Source organism: Pseudomonas sp. JL23 (assembly GCF_056933585.1).
The window spans coordinates 4,484,890-4,509,298 of sequence record NZ_CM167795.1; the positions used below are offsets into that span (position 1 = coordinate 4,484,890).

Annotated in this window: 11 protein-coding genes; 6 read left to right on the forward strand and 5 right to left on the reverse strand. The window is 62.6% G+C overall.

Annotation, left to right across the window (positions count from 1 at the left end):
- Positions 1-70: 70 nt before the first annotated feature.
- Positions 71-12,970, reverse strand: coding sequence for a non-ribosomal peptide synthase/polyketide synthase (locus tag AC1Z24_RS20710; protein ID WP_483742485.1), 12,900 nt, complete (start codon positions 12,968-12,970; stop codon positions 71-73).
- 295 nt (positions 12,971-13,265) lie between these two features.
- Between AC1Z24_RS20710 and AC1Z24_RS20715 the strand changes: the two genes are divergently transcribed.
- Positions 13,266-14,507 (forward strand): OprD family porin, encoded by a 1,242-nt coding sequence (locus AC1Z24_RS20715; protein WP_483742486.1) that lies wholly within the window; start codon positions 13,266-13,268, stop codon positions 14,505-14,507.
- A gap of 27 nt (positions 14,508-14,534) precedes the next feature.
- Positions 14,535-16,136, forward strand: a complete 1,602-nt coding sequence (locus AC1Z24_RS20720) for an argininosuccinate lyase (protein ID WP_483742487.1) — start codon at positions 14,535-14,537, stop codon at positions 16,134-16,136.
- Between the two features lie 133 nt (positions 16,137-16,269).
- Here the strand turns inward: AC1Z24_RS20720 and AC1Z24_RS20725 are convergent, their stop codons facing one another.
- Positions 16,270-17,502 (reverse strand): cation:dicarboxylate symporter family transporter, encoded by a 1,233-nt coding sequence (locus AC1Z24_RS20725; RefSeq protein WP_483742488.1) that lies wholly within the window; start codon positions 17,500-17,502, stop codon positions 16,270-16,272.
- A gap of 132 nt (positions 17,503-17,634) precedes the next feature.
- On the opposite strand from AC1Z24_RS20725, the gene AC1Z24_RS20730 reads away from it, so the two are divergent.
- Positions 17,635-18,576 carry a LysR family transcriptional regulator gene (locus AC1Z24_RS20730; protein WP_483742489.1) on the forward strand — a complete coding sequence of 314 codons (942 nt, stop codon included), beginning with the start codon at positions 17,635-17,637 and terminating at the stop codon, positions 18,574-18,576.
- Between the two features lie 90 nt (positions 18,577-18,666).
- On the opposite strand, the gene AC1Z24_RS20735 is transcribed toward AC1Z24_RS20730, so the two are convergent.
- Entirely contained in the window at positions 18,667-19,629 is a 963-nt protein-coding gene (locus tag AC1Z24_RS20735; protein ID WP_483742490.1) for a threonine dehydratase, read from the reverse strand.
- Positions 19,630-19,833: 204 nt separating this feature from the next.
- On the opposite strand from AC1Z24_RS20735, the gene AC1Z24_RS20740 reads away from it, so the two are divergent.
- Positions 19,834-20,634: a helix-turn-helix transcriptional regulator gene (locus tag AC1Z24_RS20740; RefSeq protein WP_483742491.1), complete on the forward strand. Its 801-nt coding sequence runs from the start codon at positions 19,834-19,836 to the stop codon at positions 20,632-20,634.
- A 28-nt stretch (positions 20,635-20,662) separates the two neighbouring features.
- Here AC1Z24_RS20740 and AC1Z24_RS20745 read toward each other — a convergent pair whose 3' ends face one another.
- Together AC1Z24_RS20745 and AC1Z24_RS20750 are read right to left on the reverse strand one after the other, a co-directional pair.
- Entirely contained in the window at positions 20,663-21,631 is a 969-nt protein-coding gene (locus tag AC1Z24_RS20745; RefSeq protein ID WP_483746676.1) for an ABC transporter substrate-binding protein, read from the reverse strand.
- Positions 21,632-21,716: 85 nt separating this feature from the next.
- Positions 21,717-22,529: a phytanoyl-CoA dioxygenase family protein gene (locus AC1Z24_RS20750; RefSeq protein WP_483742492.1), complete on the reverse strand. Its 813-nt coding sequence runs from the start codon at positions 22,527-22,529 to the stop codon at positions 21,717-21,719.
- 107 nt (positions 22,530-22,636) lie between these two features.
- Between AC1Z24_RS20750 and AC1Z24_RS20755 the strand changes: the two genes are divergently transcribed.
- Positions 22,637-23,548, forward strand: coding sequence for a LysR family transcriptional regulator (locus AC1Z24_RS20755; RefSeq protein WP_483742493.1), 912 nt, complete (start codon positions 22,637-22,639; stop codon positions 23,546-23,548).
- A gap of 135 nt (positions 23,549-23,683) precedes the next feature.
- Complete coding sequence (locus AC1Z24_RS20760; RefSeq protein ID WP_483742494.1) at positions 23,684-24,364, forward strand: GntR family transcriptional regulator; 681 nt, start codon at positions 23,684-23,686, stop codon at positions 24,362-24,364.
- The last annotated feature ends 45 nt before the right edge of the window (positions 24,365-24,409 follow it).

The following is a 24,409-nucleotide window of genomic DNA, read 5'->3' on the forward strand; positions in this document are numbered from 1 at the left end:
GGGGATTTCGGCCAGTACTGTGCTCATGCTTGCGCTTCCCTAAGTGAAAATTTGAAGTAAAAGACGCTCATCACAACGCCTCCAATCGCGCCATCAGGTCATCGATGCGACTGACCTTTTGCTCCGTCAACGCACTGCCGCCCAATTGCTCGATATGCCGCGCCAGTTCCTGCACGGTGCTGCACTCGAACATTGCCCGCAGCGGCACACTGCGCTGCAAGGCCTGCTGCACCCGTGAGGCGATCTGGGTCGCCAGCAGGGAATGGCCGCCGAGATCGAAGAAGTTGTCGGTGACGCCGACCCGCTCCACATCCAGCACCTCGCCCCAGATACCGGCCAGGGTGACTTCCAGTTCACTGGTCGGCGCCTGGTACTGTCGGGCGCTATTGAACGCCAGAGCTGGCAGGGCCTTGCGGTCCAGTTTGCCGTTGGCATTGAGGGGCAACTGCTCCAGGGCCTGCCAGTGGCGCGGCACCATGTATTCGGGCAGGGTCTGGGCCAGATGGCGCTTGATAGCCTCGAAGTCGGCCGGCGCATCACTGACCACGTAGCCCACCAGATACTGCCCGGCCGCCGCACTCTGGGCGGCGACTGCGGCGTCGCGAACCTGGGGCCATTCGCGCAGCCGCGCTTCGATCTCACCCAGCTCGATGCGGTAGCCGCGGATCTTCACCTGATGATCGACGCGGCCGACATATTCCAGCACGCCGTCACCGCGTCGCCGCGCCAGATCGCCGCTGCGGTACAGGCGCTCGCCGTCCGCGCCGAAGGGGTTGGGCAGGAAACTGGCCGCCGTTCGAGAAGGATCGCCGAGATAACCGCGCCCTACCCCGGTCCCGGCAATGAACAGTTCGGCGTCGGCCAGCAGCGGCACGGCGTGCAGTTCATCGTCGAGCAGGTACAGCCGGTTGTTGTCCGTCGGCGTGCCGATGGGCAGGTAGCTGCCGTTGCTGGCCGCTTCGTCGACCTGGAACAGCGCCACGTCATCGGAGCATTCCGCCGGGCCGTAAGCGTTGACCAGGGTGACGCCGGGATAGCGCTGCAACCATTGCCTGGCCAGGGCGGGCGGCATGGCTTCGCCGGTGGGCAGCAGCCAGCGCAGGCTGTCCAGTTCGCCAGTGGCTTCGGCCAGCAGGCCCTGGATCAGTGAGGGCACACTTTCCAGCACACTGATGCCGGTGTCACGCACATGCTGCAAGAGTGCCGCCGGGTTGTGGGCAATGCGATCCGGGACGATGTCCACCCGCGCCCCACACAACGCGGCGGCGAGGAACTGCCAGACCGAAATATCGAAACTCTGGGAGGCGGTCTGGGCGATCACATCCGCTTCGCTAAGGCGCAGATACGGCACCTTGCTCAACTGGTTATTGAGCATGCCCGCCTGCTGCACCGCCACGCCCTTGGGCACACCGGTGGAGCCAGAGGTATAGATCACATAGGCCAGGTGCTGGCCGGTAACGGCAATGCCCGGCGCGCTGTCATCGCCCGTACCTTGCTGCACGTCTTCCCAGACCAGCAGTTGTGGTCGGCCACCTGAGCAACTGAATTCTTCCAGCAATTGCTCGGCCTGCTCTCGGCAAGCGGCGCTGCACACCACTACCTGGGTGCCGCTGGTCTGGATGATCCCGGCCAGACGCTGCCGAGGATGCACCGGATCCAGCGGTACATAACCGCCACCGGCCTTGAGGCTGGCGATGATCATGCCCAGCAGCGGCAGACCGCGCTCAGCCAGCAGCGCCACTGGCTGGTCCGCCTGCACACCTGCAGCCAACAAGGCATTGGCCAGGCGGTTGGCGCGGTTGTCCAGCTCGCCATAGCGCCACTGTTCACCCTCGCAAGTCGCGGCGATACGCTCGGGATGAATCGCCACACGAGCTTCGAACAAGGGTACATAGCCCTGCTGCAACGGGTAGTCCCGGGCGCTGCGGTTGCACTCGTCAAGAAGGAATCGCTGCTCTTCAACGGCCAGCAACGGCAAGGCGCTGACGTCCTGCTCGAAGCCATCGACCAGGGCCAGGAGCAGGCGCTGGAAGTCACCGAGCAGGCGCTCGATGGTTGCCTCGTCGAAGAAGCGCCGGTCATAGGACAGGTGCAGACCCAGATCATCGCCGGGGTAGCAGACCACGGTCAGCGGGTAGTTGGTGTGGGTGCGACCGGAACCGGAGCGGGCCTTGAGGCCTTCGGCACCCTCCAGCACCGTGGCGTCCACCGGCGCGTTTTCGAACACGAACAGGCTGTCGAACAGCGGTTGGCCCTTGGGCAGCTCGCTGCACTCCTGGATGCTGACCAGGGGCAGATGCTCATGCTCGCGCAACTCCAGATTGCGTTCGAACAGCTGCTGCAACCACTGCCGCACACTCAGACGCTGACCTGCGTCGGGCAGGGAAACCCGTAGGGGGATGCTGTTGATGAACAATCCTACGCAGTGCTGCATCTGCGGCAGGCTGGCCGGACGCCCGGCCACGGTGACGCCGAACAGTATGTCGCGCTCGCCGCTATAGCGTCGTAAGACCAGGGCCCAGGCGGCCTGAGCGAAGGTGTTGACGGTCAGTTGATGGGCCTGGGCCAGTTCGCGCAGGCGCGCGCCCTGCTCGGGCAACAGGCGGCTGTGCCGATCGCCGACCTGCATGCCGCCGTTGTCGTGGAGAATCGCCCGATCGCTCGGTATGAAGGTCGGACGGGCAAACCCGGCCAGGCTCTGGCGCCAGTACTGCCGGGAGTTTTCCAGGCCCTGATGGTGCAGCCAGGCGATGAACTCACGGTAGCGCGGCGGCGTGGCCAGCGGCGCCTGGCACCCCTCACCCAGGGCCTTATAGATGGCCATGAAGTCACCCATCATGATCGAGCGGCACCAGGCATCGATGAGAATGTGGTGGTTGCTCATGATGAACCAGTGGCGATCCGGCGCCAGGCGGATCAGGCGCAGGTGCAGCGGTGGCCGCTTCAGCAGGGCGAACCCGGCCAGGCGCTCGCGCTCCAGCAGCACTTGCAGGCGTGATTCGTGCTGATCGGCAGGCAGTTGACTCCAGTCGAGGAACTCCACGCCATCGCCATCACCGCGATGGATGATTTGCAGCATCTGCTCACCGGCGTTCCAGCAGAATGAGGCGCGCAGGGCTTCATGCCGTGCCACCACGGCGCGCCAGGCCGCCTCGAAGCGCGGCACATCCAGCTCGCTGTCGATGCTATAGCGGTCCTGCATGAAGTAGATGCCGGTGCCCGGCTCCAGCACGGTGTGCAGCAGCAGCCCCTCCTGCATCGGCGTCAGAGGGTAAACGTCGTCGATGGCATGGAACGGCAGTGGCAGTGCATCCAGTTGGTCCTGGGACAGTCGCGCCAGAGGGAAGTCCGACGGCGTGATACCACCGTTCTGCGGTTGCAGGCAGTGTTCGATCAGTGCTCGCAGGTTGCGTTGGTAGGCCTGGGCCAGTTGCTCGATGGTCTCGGGCTTGAACAGGTTCGCGCTGAAGGTCCAGCGCAGCGTCAGCTCACCACCGTAGACCTGGCCGTCGACACTCAGCCAATTGGGCAGCGCAGCATCGCTATCGTGCTGGGCGCCGCCGGCCTCCGCCAGCGGGCGCAGCAGTGCATCGTCGGTAAAGCCCTGGTCGAACTGCCCCAGGTAATTGAAGGTAATCCGCGCTTCGGGCAAGACGGCCATGGCCGCGCGGCATGCGTCATCCGCCAGATAGCGCAGAACGCCATGCCCAAGGCCCTTGTGCGGCACGCGGCGCAGTTGCTCCTTGATCGCCTTGAGGCTGTCGGCGCTATCGGTCGCCGGGGTCAAGTGCAGTGGATAGGCGCTGGTAAACCAGCCGATGCTGCGGCTCAGGTCCAGATCGTCGAACAGTTCCTCGCGGCCATGGCCTTCCAGCTGCACCAATGCCGACGCCTGGCCAGTCCAGGCACAGAGGGTCTGCGCCAGAGCGGTGAGCAGCAGGTCCCCGACCCGTGCACGATAAGCCTGGGGCGCCTGTTGCAGCAGCTGTCGGGTCGCCTCGGCATCGAGACTCAGGCTGACACTGCGGGCATCCCGTTGCAGATTGCTGCCTGCAACGAAGTCACAGGGCAAATCGCCGTTGGCGCCGTGCAACTGGCTTTGCCACCAACCCAGTTCTTCGCGCAGAGACTCGCTGCCGGCATAGGCCTGCAGGCGTTGCGCCCAGTCGCCCACGGCGCTGGTCTTGGCGGGCAACTGCAGTGCCTGGCCCTGCTCCAGTTGCCGGTACAGGTTATGCAAATCTTCCAGCAACACGCGCCAGGACACGCCGTCCACGGCCAGGTGATGAACCACCAGCAACAGCCGGTCCGGGGTACCGGGCACCAGCAGCGCTCGCACCAAAGGGCCATGCTGCAGGCTCAGGCTTTGCTGCGCCTGCTCGAACAGCTCAAGACGCTGCTCCGCACTGTCCGCCCCACACACGCGTAGAAGCATCTGACGGGTATCCGGTTCACGGTACTCGGCCTGCCACTGGCCGTGCAGGTCCTCGACGAAACTCAGGCGCAAGGCATCGTGATAGGCGACCAACGCTTGCAGAGCCTGCTCCAGCAGCGCCGGTTGCAGGCTGTGGCTGGCACCCAGCAAGACCGACTGGTTCCAGTGCTGCGGTACTGCCAGTTGCTGTTCGAAGAACCAGTGCTGAATCGGCGTCAGGGCGCTGGCTCCGGTCACCGGGCCCTGATCAATGATGTGGCGTTCGCTCAATTGCGCCGCCAGGGCCAGGGTCCGCACGGTCTGATGCTGGAACAGGTCCTTGGCGCTGAAGTGAATACCGGCCTGACGGGCACGGCTGACCACCTGGATCGACAGGATCGAGTCGCCGCCCAGAGCAAAGAAGTTATCGTCGATACCCACCCGTGCCACGCCCAGCACGCCCTGCCAGACCTCGGCCAGCCCGCGCTCGATGGCGCTGCCCGGTGCCTGATAGGCCTCTTGCCGGCTGCTCAGGTCCGGCATGGGCAACGCGCGGCGGTCGAGTTTGCCGTTGGCGGTCAGCGGGAAGGCGTCGAGAATGATCAGGTGCCCAGGCACCATGTGCTCCGGCAATCCGCCGTGCAGATGGGTCTTGAGTTGTTCGATCAAGCCCTCCTGTGCCAGGTTCGATGAAGCCAGCAGATAACCCACCAGCTGCTTGCCGCTCGGCCCGTCCACAGCCAGCACCACGGCTTCACGCACCTGCTCATGGGCCAGCAGGCGTGCTTCGATTTCGCCCAGTTCAATACGGAAACCACGGATCTTCACCTGACGGTCGATGCGCCCCAGGTATTCGAATTGGCCGTCGGCGTTCTGTCGCACCAGGTCGCCGCTGCGGTACAGCCGTGCGCCACTGGCAGTAGCGAACGGGTCGGCGATGAAGCGCTCGGCACTCAACCCGGCGCGACCGTGATAGCCCCGGGCCAGACCGTAGCCGCCGATAAACAACTCACCCACGGCACCGGCGGGCACCTGGGCCAGGTCAGCATCCAGTACATACAACTGGCGGCTGCCGACTACCGAGCCGATCGGCACATTAAGCGCCTCACGGGGCAGCGTCTCGGGCACCGCACAGGCCAGAGGCATGACCACGGTTTCCGTCGGGCCATAGGCATTGAATACCGTCTGCGGGGTGAAGGCTGCATGCAAGGCGTGCAGGTGCTCCGGGGTCAGCGCTTCGCCACCGGTAATGCACAGGCGTACCGGCAGTTGTTGATCATGGCTGCGCAACCACTGGGCCAACTGGCCGCCGTAGCTCGGCGTGAAGCCAAGCACATTGATACGGTGCTGGCGGATCAGCCCGCAGATCGCCTCGGCATCCCACTGCCCTTGCTCGCGCAGTACCACCTCGGCGCCGAATAATAACGGCACCAGCAGACGCTCACTGGCGGCATCGAAGTTGATCGAATAGAAATGCAGCTCGCAATCCTGTGGTGTGGTCGCGAACAGCTTGCCCACCGCCAGGCAATGCATGGCCAGAGGCCCCTGCTCCACGGTCACGCCCTTGGGCAGGCCGGTGGAGCCTGAGGTGTAGATCATATAAGCCAGATGCTGCGCCTGGCTGCGTTCGGCCGGGTCGGTATCGGCATAGCCTGCCAGCGCCGCGCCGTCCTGCTCCAGGCTCCACGAGCGCACCGTTGCCGGCAGCGGACCCTGGGCGAACAGTTCGTCGTGACCGAGCAACACGGCAATGCCGCTGTCTTCGATCATGTAGCGCAGACGTTCGTGAGGGTATTCCGGGTCCAGCGGTACATAAGCACCGCCAGCCTTGAGGATCGCCAGCAGGCCCACCACCATGTCCAGGGAACGGCGCAAAGCCAGGCCGACACGAATCTCCGGGCCGACGCCCAGTTCAATCAGGCGATGGGCCAACTGGTTGGCCCGGGCGTTGAGTCCGGCGTAGCTCAGGGACTGCCCGGCGCAGGTCACTGCACGCTTGTGCGGCGTGCGCAGGACCTGCTGCTGGAACAGCCCCTGCACGCTGCCTGCCGGTTCGACCAGAGCGGCACCGCGACCGGCCTCAACCAACGCCAACTGCTCGCCCTCGCTGAGCAAGGGCAACTCACTGAGGCAGCAATCCGGTGCAGCGAGCATGCCCCGCAGCAGGCGCTGCCAGTGCTCGGCCATCAGGGCGATGCGTTCGGCGTCGAACAGATCGGTGCTGTAGGTCAGGCAGCAACGCAACTTGGCGTCGAAGTCGGTGACTTCCAGATTGAGGTCGAACTTGGTCGCCCTGGCATCGTTGACCAGATAATCGACCTGCACGCCACCGGCCAGCTCGCGCTGCTGCTGGAACTCCCAGCGCTGCACGTTGCACATCACCTGGAACAGCGGATTCCAGCCAGCACTGCGTTGCGGCTGCAAGGCCTCCACCAACTGGTCGAACGGCACATCCTGATGGGACTGGCCATCGATCGCCACCTGGCGTACCTGCTCCAGTAGCTCGCTGACGCGCATCTGCCCGGTGGGCCGGATGCGCAGCACCTGGGTATTGAGGAACGCACCGATCAGCCCTTCGCTTTCCGGACGGATACGGTTGGCCAGGGGCACACCGATGCGCAGATCGTCCTGGCCGCTGTAGCGATACAACAGCACTGCCAATGCGGCAGTCATGGTCATGAACAGGGTCAGGCCGCGCTCTCCGTTGAAGCGATTGACCCGAGCGGCCAAAGCGGCGTCCAGTTCGAAGCGGTGCAGCTCACCGTTATGGCTCTGCACGGCAGGTCGCGGACGGTCGGCGGGCAAGGCCAGCAACGGTTGCTCACCGCCCAGTTGGCCACGCCAATAGTCCAGTTGGCGCTGCATCTCGCCATTTTCCAGCCATTGGCGATGCCAGGCGCTGTAGTCCAGGTACTGCACCGGCAACGGCGGCAGCGGCGACTCACGCTCACCGACAAAGGCTTCGTACAGCGCGCCCAACTCTCGGGCGAAGATGTCCATGGCCCAGCCTTCAGTGACGATATGGTGCAGGGTGATCAGCAGGTGATGCTCGCGCATGCCACTCTTGACCAGGCACACCCGCAGCAACGGGCCGTGCTCCAAATCGAACGGTGCGTGGGCCTGCTCCTCGGCCAGGCGTTCGATACTGCCCTGGCGCAGCGACTCGGCCTGGGCAGACAGATCAAGGCACTGCATGACCACATCAGACTGTCCCGACACCTGCTGCCAGGGCTTGCCGTCTTCGGACGGGAAGGTGGTGCGCAGGCTTTCGTGGCGATGGATCAGCGCCTGCAGGGCGCGTTCGAAACACTCCACATCCAGCACCCCGCGCAACCACGCCATGCCGCCGACGTTATACGCCGGGCTCTGCGGATCAAGCTGCCAGAGGAACCACATACGCTGCTGGGACCAGGACAGCGCCACTCGCTGGTTGCGGTCGACCAGAGCAATGGCGCCCTGACTGTCAACCTGCCCCTCGGCCTTGGCCCTGGCCACCCAGGCGGCGAAATCCACCAGGCGTCGGGACTCGAACAGGCTGCGCAACGGCAGCTCGACAGCAAAGGCCTGACGGGCCCGGGAAACGATACGGGTGGCGAGCAACGAGTGGCCGCCCAATTCGAAGAAATCATCGTCCAGACCGATACGCGGCAGTTCCAGCACCTCGGCCCAGATGTCCGCCAGGCGGGTCTCGACTTCATCACGAGGCCCACGCCAGGCCCGCTCGGCGATATCCGGCTGCGCCAGCGCACGGCGGTCCAGCTTGCCGGTCGGGCCAAGGGGCAAGGCTGGCAAGCGCAGGACATGACTCGGCACCATGGGCTCGGGCAAGGCGTCCTGCAAGGCACCACGAATGCGCGCGCTCAGGGCTGCCGGGGTTTCTTCTCCGTCCACCACGAGATAAGCCAGCAGTTGCCCGCCGCCTGCGCCCTCGCCGAGGATCACCGCCGCCTGATGCACGCCGGGTTGTTGCAACAGGCTGTGGCGAATCTCTTCCAGTTCGATGCGCACACCGCGCAGCTTGACCTGCTCGTCCAGGCGCCCCAGGTATTCCAGGGCACCGTCGTTGCGCCAGCGCGCGACATCGCCGCTGCGATACAGGCGGCCACCCCCTTCGGCGGGCAGGAAGCGGCTGGCGGTCAGACCCGGCTGGCCCAGATAGCAGCGGGCCAGGCCCGAGCCGCCCAGCAACAATTCACCCCTGGCCCCGAGCGGTGCCAGTTGCCAGTCACCTTCGCGGATCTGCGTCACCACATTGCTCAACGGACGGCCGATGGGAACGCGTGCGCCCTGCTCACCCGTACATGGCCAATGGGTCACGTTGATGGCGCTTTCGGTCGGGCCGTAACGGTTATGCAGCGCAACCGCCGGTAGCCGCTCATGTACCCGGCGGCAAAGGTCGGCAGGCAAGGCCTCACCGCCGCAGAACAGCAGGCGCAGGCTGCTGCATTGCTCGATGCCAACCTCTTCGACAAAGAGTTGCAGCAACGGCGGCACGAAATGCAGCACGCTGACGCGGTGCTCCTGCACCAATTGCAGGAGGCGCTGCGGATCACGGTGCTCACCGGGCCCGGCCAGGACCAGGCAACTGCCGACCATCAACGGCAGCAGGCACTCCCACACCGACACGTCAAAACTCAGGGAGGCCTTTTGCAGCAGTACGTCATCTTCGCTGATGGCGTATTCATTGAGCATCCACTGCAGGCGCTCGGCCAGGGCGCCGTGGCTGATACCGACACCCTTGGGCTGGCCGCTGGAGCCGGAGGTGTAGATCACATAGGCCAGATTGTCCGGGTGCAGAACCAGCGCGGGCGGCGCATCACTGCCCTGCGCCTCTGCGACATCGTCCAGGGCCAGGATCGCCAGGCCGTCAGGCGCGCCAAACGCATCCAGCACCTGCTGCTGACCGATCAGCAAGGCAATGCCGCTGTCCTTGATCATGTAGCCAAGGCGCTCCCGGGGATAGTCAGGGTCCAGGGGCACGTAAACGCCACCGGCCTTGATGATCGCCAGCAAGGCCACCATCATCTGCGCCGAACGCTCGGCCAGCACTCCCACCCGCACTTCCGGGCCAATGCCCAGGGCGCGCAGGCGCTGAGCCAGCTTATTGGAAAGACGCTGCAGTTCGCCATGGCTCATGCGCTGCTCGCCACACACCAAGGCGGTCCGGGCGGCAACGCTCAGGACCTGGGCGCTCAGGCGTTCGGGCAACAGCCAGCCCGGCCGCTGCTGCGGGTTCTCACCCCAGGCCTGCAACTGGCGGGTCTGGGCATCGGCGAGCAATTCCACTTCACCCACTGCCTGCTGCGGTTGCAGGCACAGCTGGGTCAGCAGGCTGACGAAATGCCCGGCCAGACGCTCGATAGTCACGGCATCAAACAGCGCCACGGCGTAGTCGAATGACAGGCGGATGCGCCCCTGCTGATCCTGTTCACTGTGCAACTGCAGGTCGCACTTGGCCTCGCGGCTGTGCCACGGCAACTCTTCGGCAAACAACCCCGGCAGCCGACGCAGAGCACTGGTGTCACGTTGCAGATGGTTGAACATCACTTCAAAGCCAGCGGCATCACCCAGTGCAGCACTGACCTGTTCGTAGTCGATGCCCTGATGGGCCAGGGCCTGCAACACAGTGCTGCGCACCTGTTCAAGCAAGCTGTCGAAACCCTGGCGGCCATCGATCCGGCTGCGCAGCACTTGGGTATTGATGAAGAACCCGAGCAGGCCCTGGCTTTCCAGATGCTGACGGTTGGCACTGGGCACGCCAACACGGATATCGCCCTGCCCGGTATAGCGGTGCAGCAGGACCTGAAACGCCGCCAACAACAGCATGAAAGTGCTGGCGCCCTGGGCTTTGCCCAGTTCCTGCAAACGAACGCACAGCCCGGCATCAAGGTTCAGGCTCAGGCGCCGGGCGGCAGACGGCAACAAACCGCGTGGATGATCCAGGGGCAGCGCCAGGGGTTCGCGTTCGCCCTCCAGGGCGCACCGCCAATAGTCGAGCGCCGGGCCTTGATCGCTGCCGAGCAGCGCCTGACGTTGCCAGGCCAGGTAATCGGCCAGGCTCATGGGTAATGGCGACAAAGCACTGCCGGCGTACAACCGGGCAAACTCATCGAGCAGAATACCGAACGACCAGCCATCGGCAACGATGTGATGTACCGTCACCAGCAGCAGGTGATCCTGTTCACCCAGGCGCAGCAGGCGTACCCGCAGCAACGGGCCCTGCTCGAGATCAAACGGCGCCGAGGCCTCGCGCTCCTGAATCACCCGGGCATGCTCCTCAGCCAAGGCATCGCCGGACAGATCATCGAACTGCAGGCGCCAGTCGGCACGCTCGCCAATACGCTGGAAGCCGACGCCATCCTCCTGATAGAAACGCGTGCGCAGAGTTTCATGACGTTCGATCAAGGCATCAAAGGCAGCGCTCAGCGCAGCCTGATCCAACTCGCCGCGCAGGCGCAGACCACCGGGCACGTTGTAGGCGGCGCTCTCGGGACTGAGCTGCCAGAGGAACCACAGCCGGCTTTGCGCGGGGCTTTGGGCCAGGGCCTCCCCCGGTTGCGCAACAGCTCTGGCCACTACTGCTGCCTCACCGTTTTGCAGCGCCTCAACCGCCGCCGTGAAGCCGAGCAGATCCGGGGCCTCGTAGAGGGTGCGCAGCTCCAGGACAATGCCCAGTTCATCGCGCAGTTCGGCAATCATGTGGATCGCCTGGATCGAGTTACCGCCCTGGCTGAAGAAACTGGCCTGGGGCTGCACGATGTCGAGCTTGAGGCATTCACACCAGAGCCGGGCAATGTGTGCCGACAGGGTTTCGCCGGGTTTCGCGTGTGTATCGCCCGGCTTATCACCCAGCCGCCACTGCGCCACACACGGCAGGCTGCCGTCGCGCCACTGCGCGGCACAGGCCGAACGCTGCAACTTGCCGCTGGAGGTCTTGGGCAGGCTGCCCGGCTCGATCAGCGCCACAGCCACCGGCGATTCGCGATGCACCTCGGCGATGGCGGCGCGAATCTGTTCGATCAAGTGTTCCAGAGGCTGCTGTTTCTGCGTGCGCCGGCCCACTTCGGCCGCCACCGCAAAGGCCTCGACACCCTCGTGTTGCAGGGCAAATACCGTGACACGACCCTTGCGCACCACAGGCACATGAGTCTCGACGGTGCGCTCGATATCCTGCGGGTAGAGGTTCTGCCCGCGAATGATCAGCATGTCTTTGAGCCGACCACTGACATAGAGCTGGCCCTCATGCATGAAGCCCAGGTCGCCGGTGCGCAGCCAGGTGCGTCCGTCACGCTGGATAAAGGCCCGGGTACTGGCCTCGGGGTTGCGCCAGTAGCCTTGGGCGATGCTCGGTCCGCTGCTGCAGATCTCGCCTACACGGTCATCACCCAGCGCCTCGCCGCTGCCGGTGTCGATGATCATCAGCGGATGGTCGGGCTGCGGCCAGCCACAGCTCATCAGTTTCACGCCCTGACCGGGTAATACACGGTGCGTAGCCAGTGCATCGGCATCCAGCGCCAAAGCATCGATACCCTGCCCCGGCCGGCTGCCGGTGACGAACAGCGTCGCCTCGGCCAGGCCATAACTGGCCAGGCAGGCCTCGGCCTTGAAGCCACAGGCGGCGAAACGTCGGGAAAAGTCGTCGAGGCTGTCCTGGCGAATCAACTCGGAGCCAGAAAACGCCACGCGCCAGCGACTGAGATCAAGCCCGGCCAGCTTGCTTTCGGCAATCCGCTCATGGCACAGGCGATAGGCGAAATCCGGGCCGCCGCTGATGCTGCCGCCAAAACGACTGATCGCCTCTAACCAGCGCAGCGGACGTTCAAGAAAGTACTGCGGCGACATCAACACCACCATGACGCCGCTGTAGATCCCTTGCAGCAGGCCGCCGATCAGGCCCATATCGTGATAGAGCGGCAGCCAGCTGACGATGACGTCGTCAGGGCCGATGCCATAGCCCTGGCGAATCAGCCACTCGTTGGCTTCCAGATTGCCGTGACTGACCTGCACGCCCTTGGGCGCCGAAGTCGAGCCGGAGGTGTATTGCACAAAGGCGATGTCTGCGGCGTGCGGCCCTTGCGCCCGCAAGGCTTGCCTTGGTTCTTCGATCAGCTCGTCCACTGCCAGCAGGCCGGGCATCGACACGTCACGCTCAAGAGCGGTGGCGCTCAGGCTCGGCAACAACTGCGCGCTGGTGAGGATCAGCAACGGTTCGGCGTTCTCGATGATCGACAGCAACCGTTCCAGATGCTGCGGGCGCATGGACTCCGGTGGATAGGCCGGCACCGCGATGACCCCGGCATACAGGCAGGCAAAGAACGCCGCCACGTAATCAGGGCCACTGGGCAGCAACAGCAGCGCTCGATCACCGGCCTCGGCCCGCTCCGTCAGGGCGGCAGCGATGGCCCGAGCCCGGGCATCCAGTTGCCCGTAGGTCAAGACGACGCCGTCTGCGCTGTGTCCGTCAAGAAATCGCAGGGCCGGCTCATCCGCCCGCAAATCGGCATGCCGCATCAGTGCGTGAGCCAGAGAAACCGGGCGTTCGAAGAAATTGGCCATCGCTGTATCTGTCCTCATTCCATGCTGGGGAGACGGGCCTCCAGAGGGGAGGCAACCGCTTTTTCATAGGAACGAAGACGGGTGGCGAGGGGGAAAAATTAGCGGGAGGTGGTGGGAACACAGAACGACCCGCGCAAAATCTCCATACATCAAAAATATCGAATCAACACTAACTATATATTTTTAATCCGCAATTTATGGCGCTAGGATTTTCGCCGTGAACGGAGCCCCAGGGTTTTCCGCTTCACGGCAAAACAAAACCAATAAAAACCAGCTGTGCCATAAGGGAATAAAAATGCAAAAGAGCCCTGTCTCTCTCGGCCTCACTTCGGCCGCTCTCGGCCTGAGCCTCGCCATGCCCGGCTTCGCGGAGGCTGACTTCTTCGAAGACAGCAAGGCGGATCTGGAATTTCGCAACTTCTACTTCAACAGCGACTACCGCCAGGACGGCGCTGCCCAGTCCAAGCGCGATGAATGGGCCCAGGGCCTGCTGCTCAACTACGAATCCGGTTTTACCGAGGGCACCGTCGGCTTCGGTGTCGATGCCATCGGCCTGCTCGGCCTGAAACTGGACTCCGGCCCCGACCGACGCAATACCGGCCTGCTTCCGGTCGGCAGCGATAAAGCCCCCGATGACTACAGTCGCGCAGGCGTTACCGCCAAGGCGCGCATCGCCAAGAGCGTGCTGCGCATCGGCACCCTGATGCCCAAGCTGCCTACCGTGCTGCCCAACGACGGTCGCCTGCTGCCCCAGACCTTTCGTGGCGGCCAGCTGACCTCAAAAGACATCGACAACCTCACCGTCAACCTCGGCCGCCTGACCAGCAATACCGAGCGCAACGACAGCGGCCACGAAGACATCAGCGCCGAAGCCAAGGGCATCATGGGCGGCAAGCCCACTGACAAGTTCGACTTCGCCAGCGCCAGCTACGCCTGGACCAAGACCCTGACCACCTCCTACAACTACGGCGGTCTGGAGGACAATTACAAGCAACACATCGCCACCCTGACCCACACCTTCCCGTTCGGCACGTCGCAGTCGTTCAAGAGTGACCTGCGCTACGCCCGCTCCCTGGCCGACGGCGCCAGCAACGTCGACAACACCGCCCTCGGCGCACGCTTCACCTATGGCATCAGCGGTCACGCCTTTGGCCTGGCCTACCAGCGCATGGATGGCACCACCGGCTTTCCTCATCTGGCCGGTACCGACTCGTACCTGGTCAACTACGTGATGATTTCCCCGGACTTCGCCAACCCGCAAGAGCGTTCCTGGCAAGCCCGCTACGACTATGACTTCGCCACCCTCGGCCTGCCCGGCCTGACCTTCATGACCCGCTACCTCAAAGGCGACAACTTTGCCCGGGGCAACAAGGAAGGCACCGAGTGGGAACGCAACACTGATATCGGCTACGCCTTCCAGAGCGGCCCGTTGAAGAACCTTGAGCTGAAGTGGCGCAACGGCAGTTACCGCAGCAACGGCGGCAACAATATCGACCAGAACCGCGTCATCGTCAGCTACACCTTGCCCCTGCTGTAAACCTTTGCCCAATGCCGGAGTCCTGAAATGCCCACAACAAGAAAGACCCTGATTCACCTGGCCGTCGCCATCGCCCTGACGACCAGTTACGGCGCCTACGCGGCCAACACCGCCGACCTGCCCTGCGCCACCACCGAACAGTGCGCGGCCCAGGCGGCGAAGATCGGCGCCTCGGTGGTCAAAGCCAAGGGCAAGGATGACAAGGCCGAGAGCCAGTTCGCCTGGCTCAACCGCATCAACAAGGCGTCCATCGTCATGCTCACCGAGGAAGGCATCGTCAAGCCGGAGATGGGCCAGAAGATCGCCGGGGGCGTGCGCTACGCCATCGAACAGGGCGACAAGCCCGACGGCAAGCACCCCAGCGATGTGCTGCAACTCGAACAGATCATGACCGACAAGATTGGCCCGGAAGCTTCGCTGATTCACTCCGGGCGCAGCCGCCAGGACATGCTCGCCACTTACCGTCTGGCCAAACTGCGCTCGGATGTACTGGCCTACAGCGAAGCGCTGAACGCCACGCGCAAGCGTCTGCTGGACCTGGCCGACAAGAACGTCGACACCCTGATTCCGGCGTACACCAATGGCGTGCAGGCCATGCCGATCACCTACGCCCACTATCTGCTGGCGTACGAAGCCGCTTTCGACCGTGACGGCCAGCGTATCCGCGAGCTGTACCAGCGCCTGAACCAGAGCCCCATGGGCACCGCCGTACTGGCCAACTCGGCCTACCCGCTGAACCGCGAGCGCATGGCTGAACTGCTGGGCTTCGACTCGGTACGGGAGAACTCGCTGGATTCGAGCCAGGTGTCGACCTATGACATCCCTATCGAGGCGGCGAACGCGGCGGCCTCGTCGGCCATCCGCATCGGCGCGCTGATCGGCGATATTCATACGCAATATCATCAGATCCGCCCATGGTTGCTCCTCGATGAAGAGTCCACCTACACCAGCAGCGCCATGCCGCAGAAGCGCAACCCCGGACTGCTGATGCGTGCCCGCGAGACCGCGTCTGATGTGGTCGGTCTGGCTCAGACCGTGACCCTGCGCGCCCATAACGTGACCACCGGCATGACCGATTACAAGTTTGCTTTCGATTCCCTGGGCGTCTTCGACGCGACCAAAGAAATGTTCAGCGCCATGAACGCGGTGCTCGATGCCCTGCAGGTCAACCCGCAGCGCGCCCGCGAAGAACTGGAAAACGAATGGACCACTTCCATGGAGCTGGCCGACACCCTGGAACGCACGCAGAAAGTGCCGTTCCGCATCGGCCACAGCTTCGCTTCGCTGATCGTCACCGAGGCGCGCAGCGAAGGCATGACGCCCAAAACCTTCCCTTATGCCGATGCGCAGAAGCTCTATACCAAGGCCGCCGACAAATACGAATGGAAGCCCAATACCCTGCCGCTGGACGAAGCCACCTTCCGCGCGGCGCTGTCGCCGGAAAACATGGTCAAGACCCGCAAAGGCACCGGTGGCCCGCAGCCTCAGGAAGTGCAGCGCATGCTCAGCGAAGCGCACAAGACCCTGGATGCCGACCAGACCTGGCTGCGCGAGCGTCGTGACAAGCTGAATCAGGCGGAAGGCAACCTCAATCGTGCCTTTGACAAACTGGCACCCACCAAGGGCTGACGCCTGGATTTAAATTGGATTGAATTGTGGGAGCCGGCTTGCTGGCGATGGCGGTGGATCAGCCAATGATGCTACTGCGAGCGCTTCGCACTCGATCGCCACCAAAGCGGCTCACACATTCAGCAAGCAGCCCCTACAAGGTTGCGCCCGCAGCCAATTCCTTACACATCACCGGCCTGTCCAGCGCATTCTGCCAACGGGCAATGGCCAGGCAGGCCACACAATTGCCCAGCACATTGGTCAGCGACCGGCACTTCATCAAGCGCTCGACCCCCAGCAGCAGGCCAACACTCTCCAGTGGCACCAGATGCAGCAAATTCAGCGTGGCAATCAGGGTCAGGAACGCCGAGCCCGCCATGCTGGTGGAGCCCAGGGAGGTCAGCAGGGAAATCAGCAGCAGGGTCAACAACTCGGCAGCGCTCAGGTCGATACCCGCCATCTGCGCCAGAAACAGCACGGCGGTGGTCAGGTAAATGTTCGAGCCGCTGAGATTGAAGGTGTAGCCCGTGGTCAGGATCAGACGGACCAATTGCTGATCGCAACCCAGCTTTTGCATCTTGTCGATCAACCCCGGTAATGCCGCTACCGAGGAGCCGGTAAAAACAACCAGCAGCAGCTCGTCCTTGACATAAACCACTAACCGCCACAGCCGCGCCCCGGCCAGCCTGGCGACGGTCGCCAGTACCAATAGCATGAACAGCCCGCAGGCCAGGTACATCACCGCGACAAACTTGAACAGCGGCAGCGCCGCCGCCGGACCGAACCTGCCAATACTGAACGCCATGGCGCCAAAGGCTGCCAGCGGTGCGAAGCGCAGAATCACCCGCAGAACCCGGAACAGCAGCGCGACAGCTTTTTCCAGAAAGGCCCGCAGCGCATCACCCCGCTCGGTGCCGCCCATGCGGCCAACGATAATGCCGAACAGCAGCCCGGCAAGCATCACCTGCATGACCAGGCTTTGAGTGAAGGCGTGAGTCACCACAGCACCGACGGATGCCCAGGAAAAGCCAGCATTGAGCAGCTCGGAATGAACGACCGTGGCGTCATGCTGCAGAGTCGTATGGGTCCCGGGATTGAAGGCCAGCGTCACCACACAGCCCAGGCACAAAGAGAGCAGACCCATGATCTGGAAATACATAAAGGCCTTGCCCACCAGCCCCCGCCGCCGGGTTTGCAGCCCCGCCACCCCGGAGGACACCAGCAGGAACATCATCCACGGCATGAACCAACCGATCACGCGGATAAAACCATCGCTCAGGGGCTTCATATCGATGGCCAGATGGGGGTCGAGCAGGCCCAGCAGCACACCGCAGACGATGGCCAGAATAATTTGCAACGTGGGGCTATTGAGAAGCCTGAGAGGCATCGACGCTCCGAATCCAACTACTTATTGTTATGGGCATGCCTTGTCAGGGACTACCTGATTGGGCACGCTGGCCGGTCAATGCCTGGCGTGAGCGGGCGCCAATAATAAAACTTCACAGCGGGACAGACCACCATGGAACTTCGTCATTTGCGCTATTTCGTCATGGTGGCCGAAGAACGACATTTCACCCGCGCCGCCGCGCGCCTGAATATCCAGCAGCCACCCCTGAGCCAGCAGATTCGCATGTTGGAGCAGGAGCTGGGGTTCGATCTGTTCAAGCGTCATCCAAAGGGGGTGGACCTCACCGCCGGTGGCCTGGTGTTCCTTGAGGAAGCCCGGGACATCCTCGGCAGGGTCAGCGAAGGCGCGCTCAAGGCGTCCCGCGCCGCCCATGGCATCGAAGGCCAGTTGAGCATCGGCTTTACCAGCTCGGCCTCGACCCATCCGCTGATTCCGCAAATCATCCGCGCCTATCGCGAGCGCTACCCCGCCGTTGCAGTTTCACTCAAGGAAGGCAGCGCCGAACAACTGACCCGTGACGCCATTGAGGGCCGCGTAGACGTCGGCATTCTTAGGGCGCCGGTGGGTGACCACCAAAGCCTGCAATTTCATCGCCTGTTAAATGAGGAAATGCTGCTGACCCTGCCCACCGGGCATCGGGTGCTGGCCGGTCATGATCCGCAAGCCGAACCACCGGCCATTGCCCTCGGCGAACTGGCCGACGAGCCCTTTATCCTGGTCCGTCGCCCCGGCGCGCCGGGCATGTACGCCAACCTGATCAAGGCCTGCCAGAACGCCGGGTTCAACCCGAAGATTGCCTTCGAGGTCGAGCGCATGCTGACCAATATCAGCCTGATAGCCGCAGGCGTGGGTATCTCCATCGTTCCGGCCTCGATGCGCGATGTGCATCGGCAAAGCGTGGTCTACTGCCCGATCCGCGAAGCTCGCCCGCGCCTGCATGCCCCGATTACCCTGGTCTGCCGCAGCTTCAATCCGCTGCCGCCGTTGCAGAACTTCATTGGATTGTCTCGGGAATTGACCGGGCGTAGCGGGCGAAAAGCTTCGGGGATTTAGGGGCTACTTGTGGGACCGGCTTTAGCCGGGAAATAGGCCTTCCCGGCTGAAGCCGGTCCCACAGGATGCTCATGCATATTCAATGGCACATCAATTCTGGCTCACCACCCGCGCATACACCGGCATATCGATATTGCCCCCCGACAGAATCACCCCGACCTTCTTCCCGGCCATCGCCTCACGTTCCTGCATCAACGCTGCCAGTGCCGCCGCGCCTGCACCTTCAGCCAGGTTATGGGTGTCGGTGTAGTACACGCGCATGGCTTCGGCGACCTGTTCGTCACTGACCGCCACTATCCGCTGCGCCCCTGCCGTGTACACCGCCAGGGCTTCGGGAACAGGTTTGCGTACCGCCATGCCGTCGGCAAAGGTATTGGCCGATGGGGTTTGCTGCAGGGTGCCGCTTTCGAACGAACGCTTGGCGGCATCAGCTTCGGTGGAGACCACGCCGACCACTTTGGTAGAAAGCCCCAACGCATCCCGGGCGGCGATCACGGCGCAGATGCCCGAACCGCAGCCGATGGGCACGTAGACGGTGTCCAGATCCGACACAGCGCTAAACAGTTCCAGGGCATAAGTGGCCACGCCCTTGACCAGTTCACGGTGATACGGCGGCACCAGATACAGCGAGTGCGTCTCGGCCAGGCGCGCGGCTTCTTCCCGGGCTTCGTCGAAATCACGGCCAAACTCGATGACCTCGGCGCCAAAAGCGCGCATGGCGTTGTTCTTTTCCACGGAATTGTTCTGCGGCACCACGATCATTGCCCGCAGGCCCAATGCACTGGACGCCAGCGCCAGGCTCTGGCCGTGATTGCCCCGAGTGGCGCTGACAATACCGCTGATCTGCGGCTGGGTGCGTTTGAGCCAATGCAGAAAGGTAATGCCGCCGCGAACCTTGAAAGCGCCGGTCGGTGTGTGGTTTTCATGCTTGACCCACACCGTGCAACCCAGGCGCCGGGCCAGCAACGGCCAGGCATATTGGGCAGTGGCGGGCATCACCTGGTAAACCTGGCGGGCTGCGTCTTCGATATCGTCGCGGGTCAATCCGTGCATGGCAGTGTTCTCCGGGGTTTTGCCCAGTCTATGCAGGGGGTGGGGATGCTGGCTTTCAGAAAACTGACCTGATCTCCAAATGCGTTTGTGGGAGCGAGGCTTGCCCGCGAACAGGATTTCCCGGGTTGAAAAATACGGCGGATGTACCGACCTATTCGCGGGCAAGCCTCGCTCCAACGAATTCTGTTGAGTAAGATGACCCCTATGACTCGCCAAACCCGACTGCCTCCAAAGCCCCCCAGCGAACCGGTGCGCCGCGCCGAGGCAGGGCCGTGGGTGATCGAGTTATTGCCCGGTAACGCCTACGAGGCTCGCTATATCGCCAGCCAGGCCGCCATTGGCTTTGCCTTCGACAGCCAGCGCGGCGTACATGCCATTGGCAGCGACCGGATTCGTCCTTTCTATGCCACGCCCAATGGCCTGGCCTTCGTGCCCATGGGCTGCGATGTATTTTCCGCATCGAGCCAGGGCGGCGAATACCTGCGGCTGATACGCAGCGACGGCGCGGCCCTGATTGGCGATCAGCCGTTCAATAACCGCGTCGACCCCCAGGCCATGCTTCTGGCGCAACGCATGCGTGCAGCCCTGTTACGTCCTTCGGCAACGGATGACTGGCAGGATTGGGCCCAGGCACTGGCCGCTCGGGCAAACGCAGATCGGCTATCCGCCGCGTCCCTCCTTGGCACCTTGACCGGCAAACGCCTGCGCCTGCTCGACGAGTTTATCGATGCCGGGTTGGGCGAGCCGTTGAGCGTGCAAGACATGGCGCAGTTACTGGACCTGTCCGAAGGCTTCTTCACCCGGGCCTGCAAACAGACCCTGGGTAAAAGCCCCCACAGCTACCTGATCGACCGCCGCCTGGGCCGCGCCCGCGATCTGCTGCGCGAGTCGGCTCGCAGCCTGAGCGATATCGCCTTGGCCTGTGGTTTTGCCAATCAGGCGCATATGGCGACCGTGTTCAAGCAGCGGTTGGGCGTGAGTCCGAGTAAGTTGCGCCGGGTCTGATGGCGGGCATCCCTGCCGCCATATTTCGTCAGAGACTGGCTTCGATTTTTTTCGCCGCCGAGTCACTGACCCAGGTGTGCCAGATTTCCGGGTGTTCCTTGAAGAAGATTTTCGCCAGCTTGTCGGAATCGATATGGTCCTTGGTCATCCTGGCCAGGTTCTGGTTAAGCAGGTCGATGGGCAGATTGACCTTGCCCAGCACCGCTGCCAGTTCCGGCGCCTGATCATGGAAGGCACTGGACAGCCCTACCTGAATGCTGATCTTTTTATCCACCCCGGGCTTCTCTTCCAGTTTGACCAGATCGACCTGACCCATTAACGGCGTCGGCGTCCAATAGTAGAACAGGATCGGTTCACCACGTTTGTAGCTCGACAGTACCGCTGCATCAAGAGCCGGGCCGGTGCCTGGGCGGAAATTGGTGTAGCTGGCTTCCAGGCCATAACTCTTGAGCATTTCGCTGTTTTCCAATTCACAGGTCCATCCGGCCGGGCAGTTATAGAAACGACCCTTGCCTGGCTCTTCCTGATCCTTGAAGAGTTGAGTGTATTGCGCCAGGTCAGCAATCTTTTTCAGGTTGGGCGCCTTGGGTTTTAGATTGCGCTTGGCATCGCCTTCGATCACATAACGCGGCACATACCAGCCCTCCGTCGCGCCAATGATCGGCGCGCCCACACCAACCACCTTGCCGCTGGCCGCAGCTTTGTTCCAGACCTCGCTGCGGCCGACCCACTCTTCAGCCAACACCTGGATATCGTTACTGCTCAGGGCGCTTTCCATAGTGATGGAGTTTCCTGGCACAGTATCGATGGCGCAGCCGTAGCCGTCCTTCAAAATGGTCTGCAATACATCGGTGAGCAACATCCCGCTTTCCCAGTTAAGTCCGGCAAATTTCACCGGTTTGCCCGATTCACACCAACCGGCTGCCTGGCTGGTAGCGCTGGCAGCCAACAGGCCGAAGGAAAATAGCCAGGTCATCATGCTGTCTTTAGCTTTCATCATTGACGCTCCTACACAGTGGACAGGCTATGGTTGTGCAATTGCTCAGCCAACGATTGGCCGACAACCGCTTTCAACCCAGGATTCAGGCTTGCTGAAATATCGTCGGAAACCAGTCTTCACGCAGCCGCTGGCCGGTCTGCATGCCATGCCCTGGATAAGGTGGCGAAGTACGCCCTGGACGTTCGAGGTAACGCATGTCCTCGCCCAGCCAGCGCAGCGATAACACCCGACGCCGTGAAGCTGATGCGTTACCCCTGGCACCATGGACCGTGCGGAAATCGAACAGCACCGCGTCGCCAGGCTGCATTTCCCACTCCAGTACCTGCATGCCTGTTTCACGGTCTGGATCGGGCGCGTCGCGGTACTCGTCGGCGCCCTGGTAGAAATCGCTCTGATCCGCCCAATGCACCGGTTTGATGCCCTTGTCCCAGCGGTGTGAGCCGGCAAGCAGGCGAAGCGTCGACTCACGGACCGGGTCGACAGGTATCCAGAAGCTGACGGACTGCTGGCCGTCGACGAAGTAATAGGGAATGTCTTGATGCCAAGGGGTGGCCTTCTGAGCGCCAGGCTCCTTGACTAACACATGGTCATGGAAGAACTGCGCCTGGCGCGACCCCATGACTGCGGCAGCGGCGCTGGCGGCGGGCGATTGCTCTACCATGGCGCGAAACTCGGGAATACGTTGCCAATTGCAGTAATCGTCGAAAAAGCCGCCGGATTGATCACCCTTTTCGATATAGCGGCTGGCATAGACGCCAGGCTCGGCGAGGTTGCGCTCAATCCCCTCGGCGATGCGCTCCACCCAACCGCTGAAAATACCTCTCAGGCAGACCGCGCCATCGCGCTGGAACGCCTCGATATCTTTTTCTGCAACGGTGTATGAGCTGTGTGTCATGAACTGAAACTCCCTTGAACCCGTTAAAAGTGGGGGCAGGACAAATATTTCACGACACTCAACAATGATAAAATAATATGTATTGATTTATCACCCAAGAAAATCCTATGAAGTTCAGTCTGCGCCAACTCAAATACGCTCTGGCGGCAGCCAAGCATGGCAATCTCACCGTGGCGGCCGAGGAGCTGCATGTGTCCCAGCCCTCGGTGTCCACCGCTATCACTGAACTGGAGATGCTGTTCGGTCAGCCACTGTTCGTTCGCCAACGCGGGCTGGGTGTGTCTCTGACACCGTTCGGGCGTACGGTGATGATCCAGGCCAAGCGAGTTCTGGCCGAGGCGCGGACCTTTGCCGACATCGGCAGCAGCAGTGATTTTGCGGGGGATCTGGTGCTGGGCTGCTACGAGGATCTGGCGCCGTACTGCCTGCCACAGATCCTGCGGCGTCTGCAACTGGAGGCGCCACGGGTTACGGTGGATATGCGCGAGGGCGACTTTGACTACCTGGGCAAACGGCTTGGCGAGGGCACTCTGGAGCTGGCGCTGACCTACGATCTAGGGCTGCCGGCCAATATGGAACGCGTAGAACTGTGCCAGTTGAAGGCACAGGCGCTGCTGCCCGCCGATCATCCCCTGGCCAGTGAAAGCCAGGTCAGTCTGGAGGCACTGAGCGGCAGCAATCTGGTAGTGACAGACCAGATCCATAGCTGGCAGCACGTACTGGACTTGTTCAATGTTTACGGACTGTCACCCGAACAGGTGCAGCGCGTACACAGCTTCGAGTTCCAACGCAGTCTGGTCGCCAACGGTTTCGGCGTCGCGCTGACCTACACCCGGCCGTTCGGAGACTACAGTTACGACGGCCAGCCTCTGGTCTGTCGCCCCATACAACAGGACCTTCCTGCTCAACGCATCGTCCTGGCCTACGATCGACGCTATCCGCTGACGCCGCCCGCCGAAGCGTTCAAGCGCCAGGCCCTTGCCTGGTTCTCGGGGCGACTGCCGTTTGTGTCGGGTTGACGTCTGCAATTGCCCTCACTGCCCAGATATTGGCATTGTGTTTGATAAAGCCGCCCACAGCATGATTACCGCGAAGAACTCAATGCATCATGTTGTATAGTCACCGGCAAAACGGCTCCATGCACTCGGTGATCCATGTCTTACCCCCTCGATGCCATTACCCACACCTACCTGGGCAGCAATGTCTATGCGCAATTGCGCAATGCACTGATCACCGGCGGGCTCAAGCCTGATGACCGCCTGCGCATCCGGGAACTGGCCGCGCAACTGGGCACCAGTGTCACCCCGGTACGGGATGCCATCCTGCAACTGGCCAAGGAAAAGGCCCTGGTGCTGAAGACGCCCAAGGACATCCGGGTGCCCGTGCTGGACAGCGCCGCCTACCTGGAAATCCGCACCCTGCGCCTGAATCTGGAAGGCCTGGGCGCGGAAACAGCCGCGCGGGTCGCCACCTCTGCCGATCTCAAGCGCATCGAGACCAATATCCAGCTCAACCTGCAAGCCATCGATCAGCAGGACTTGCCCCTGGCCCTGCGCCTGAACAGTGAGTTCCACTTCTTGATCGCCGAAGCCGCGCGCATGCCGTTGTTGCGTGGCTATCTGGACAGCCTGTGGATGCGCGCCGGGCCATTGATCGCCCAGGCCTATGCGCATTTCTCGCTAACCATGGCCATCGAGCACCATCAGGAAATCCTCGATGCCCTGCGGCAGAAGGATGCGCCAGCGGCCAAACATGCCATTCAGACCGATATCCTCGACGGGAACCAGAAAATGCTGGAGTTTATTGCCGTGAGCCAGGAAACCCTTACCGAGTAACCGATTGGCGGTTGGCCTATTGACAGGTTCGCCGCTAAAAAACAT

Coding starts and splice junctions, on each gene's coding strand:
- AC1Z24_RS20710 (WP_483742485.1), bottom strand. CDS start 12,970: ATGGCCAATTTCTTCGAACGCCCGGTTTCTCTGGCTCACGCACTGATG.
- AC1Z24_RS20715 (WP_483742486.1), top strand. CDS start 13,266: ATGCAAAAGAGCCCTGTCTCTCTCGGCCTCACTTCGGCCGCTCTCGGC.
- AC1Z24_RS20720 (WP_483742487.1), top strand. CDS start 14,535: ATGCCCACAACAAGAAAGACCCTGATTCACCTGGCCGTCGCCATCGCC.
- AC1Z24_RS20725 (WP_483742488.1), bottom strand. CDS start 17,502: ATGCCTCTCAGGCTTCTCAATAGCCCCACGTTGCAAATTATTCTGGCC.
- AC1Z24_RS20730 (WP_483742489.1), top strand. CDS start 17,635: ATGGAACTTCGTCATTTGCGCTATTTCGTCATGGTGGCCGAAGAACGA.
- AC1Z24_RS20735 (WP_483742490.1), bottom strand. CDS start 19,629: ATGCACGGATTGACCCGCGACGATATCGAAGACGCAGCCCGCCAGGTT.
- AC1Z24_RS20740 (WP_483742491.1), top strand. CDS start 19,834: ATGACTCGCCAAACCCGACTGCCTCCAAAGCCCCCCAGCGAACCGGTG.
- AC1Z24_RS20745 (WP_483746676.1), bottom strand. CDS start 21,631: ATGAAAGCTAAAGACAGCATGATGACCTGGCTATTTTCCTTCGGCCTG.
- AC1Z24_RS20750 (WP_483742492.1), bottom strand. CDS start 22,529: ATGACACACAGCTCATACACCGTTGCAGAAAAAGATATCGAGGCGTTC.
- AC1Z24_RS20755 (WP_483742493.1), top strand. CDS start 22,637: ATGAAGTTCAGTCTGCGCCAACTCAAATACGCTCTGGCGGCAGCCAAG.
- AC1Z24_RS20760 (WP_483742494.1), top strand. CDS start 23,684: ATGTCTTACCCCCTCGATGCCATTACCCACACCTACCTGGGCAGCAAT.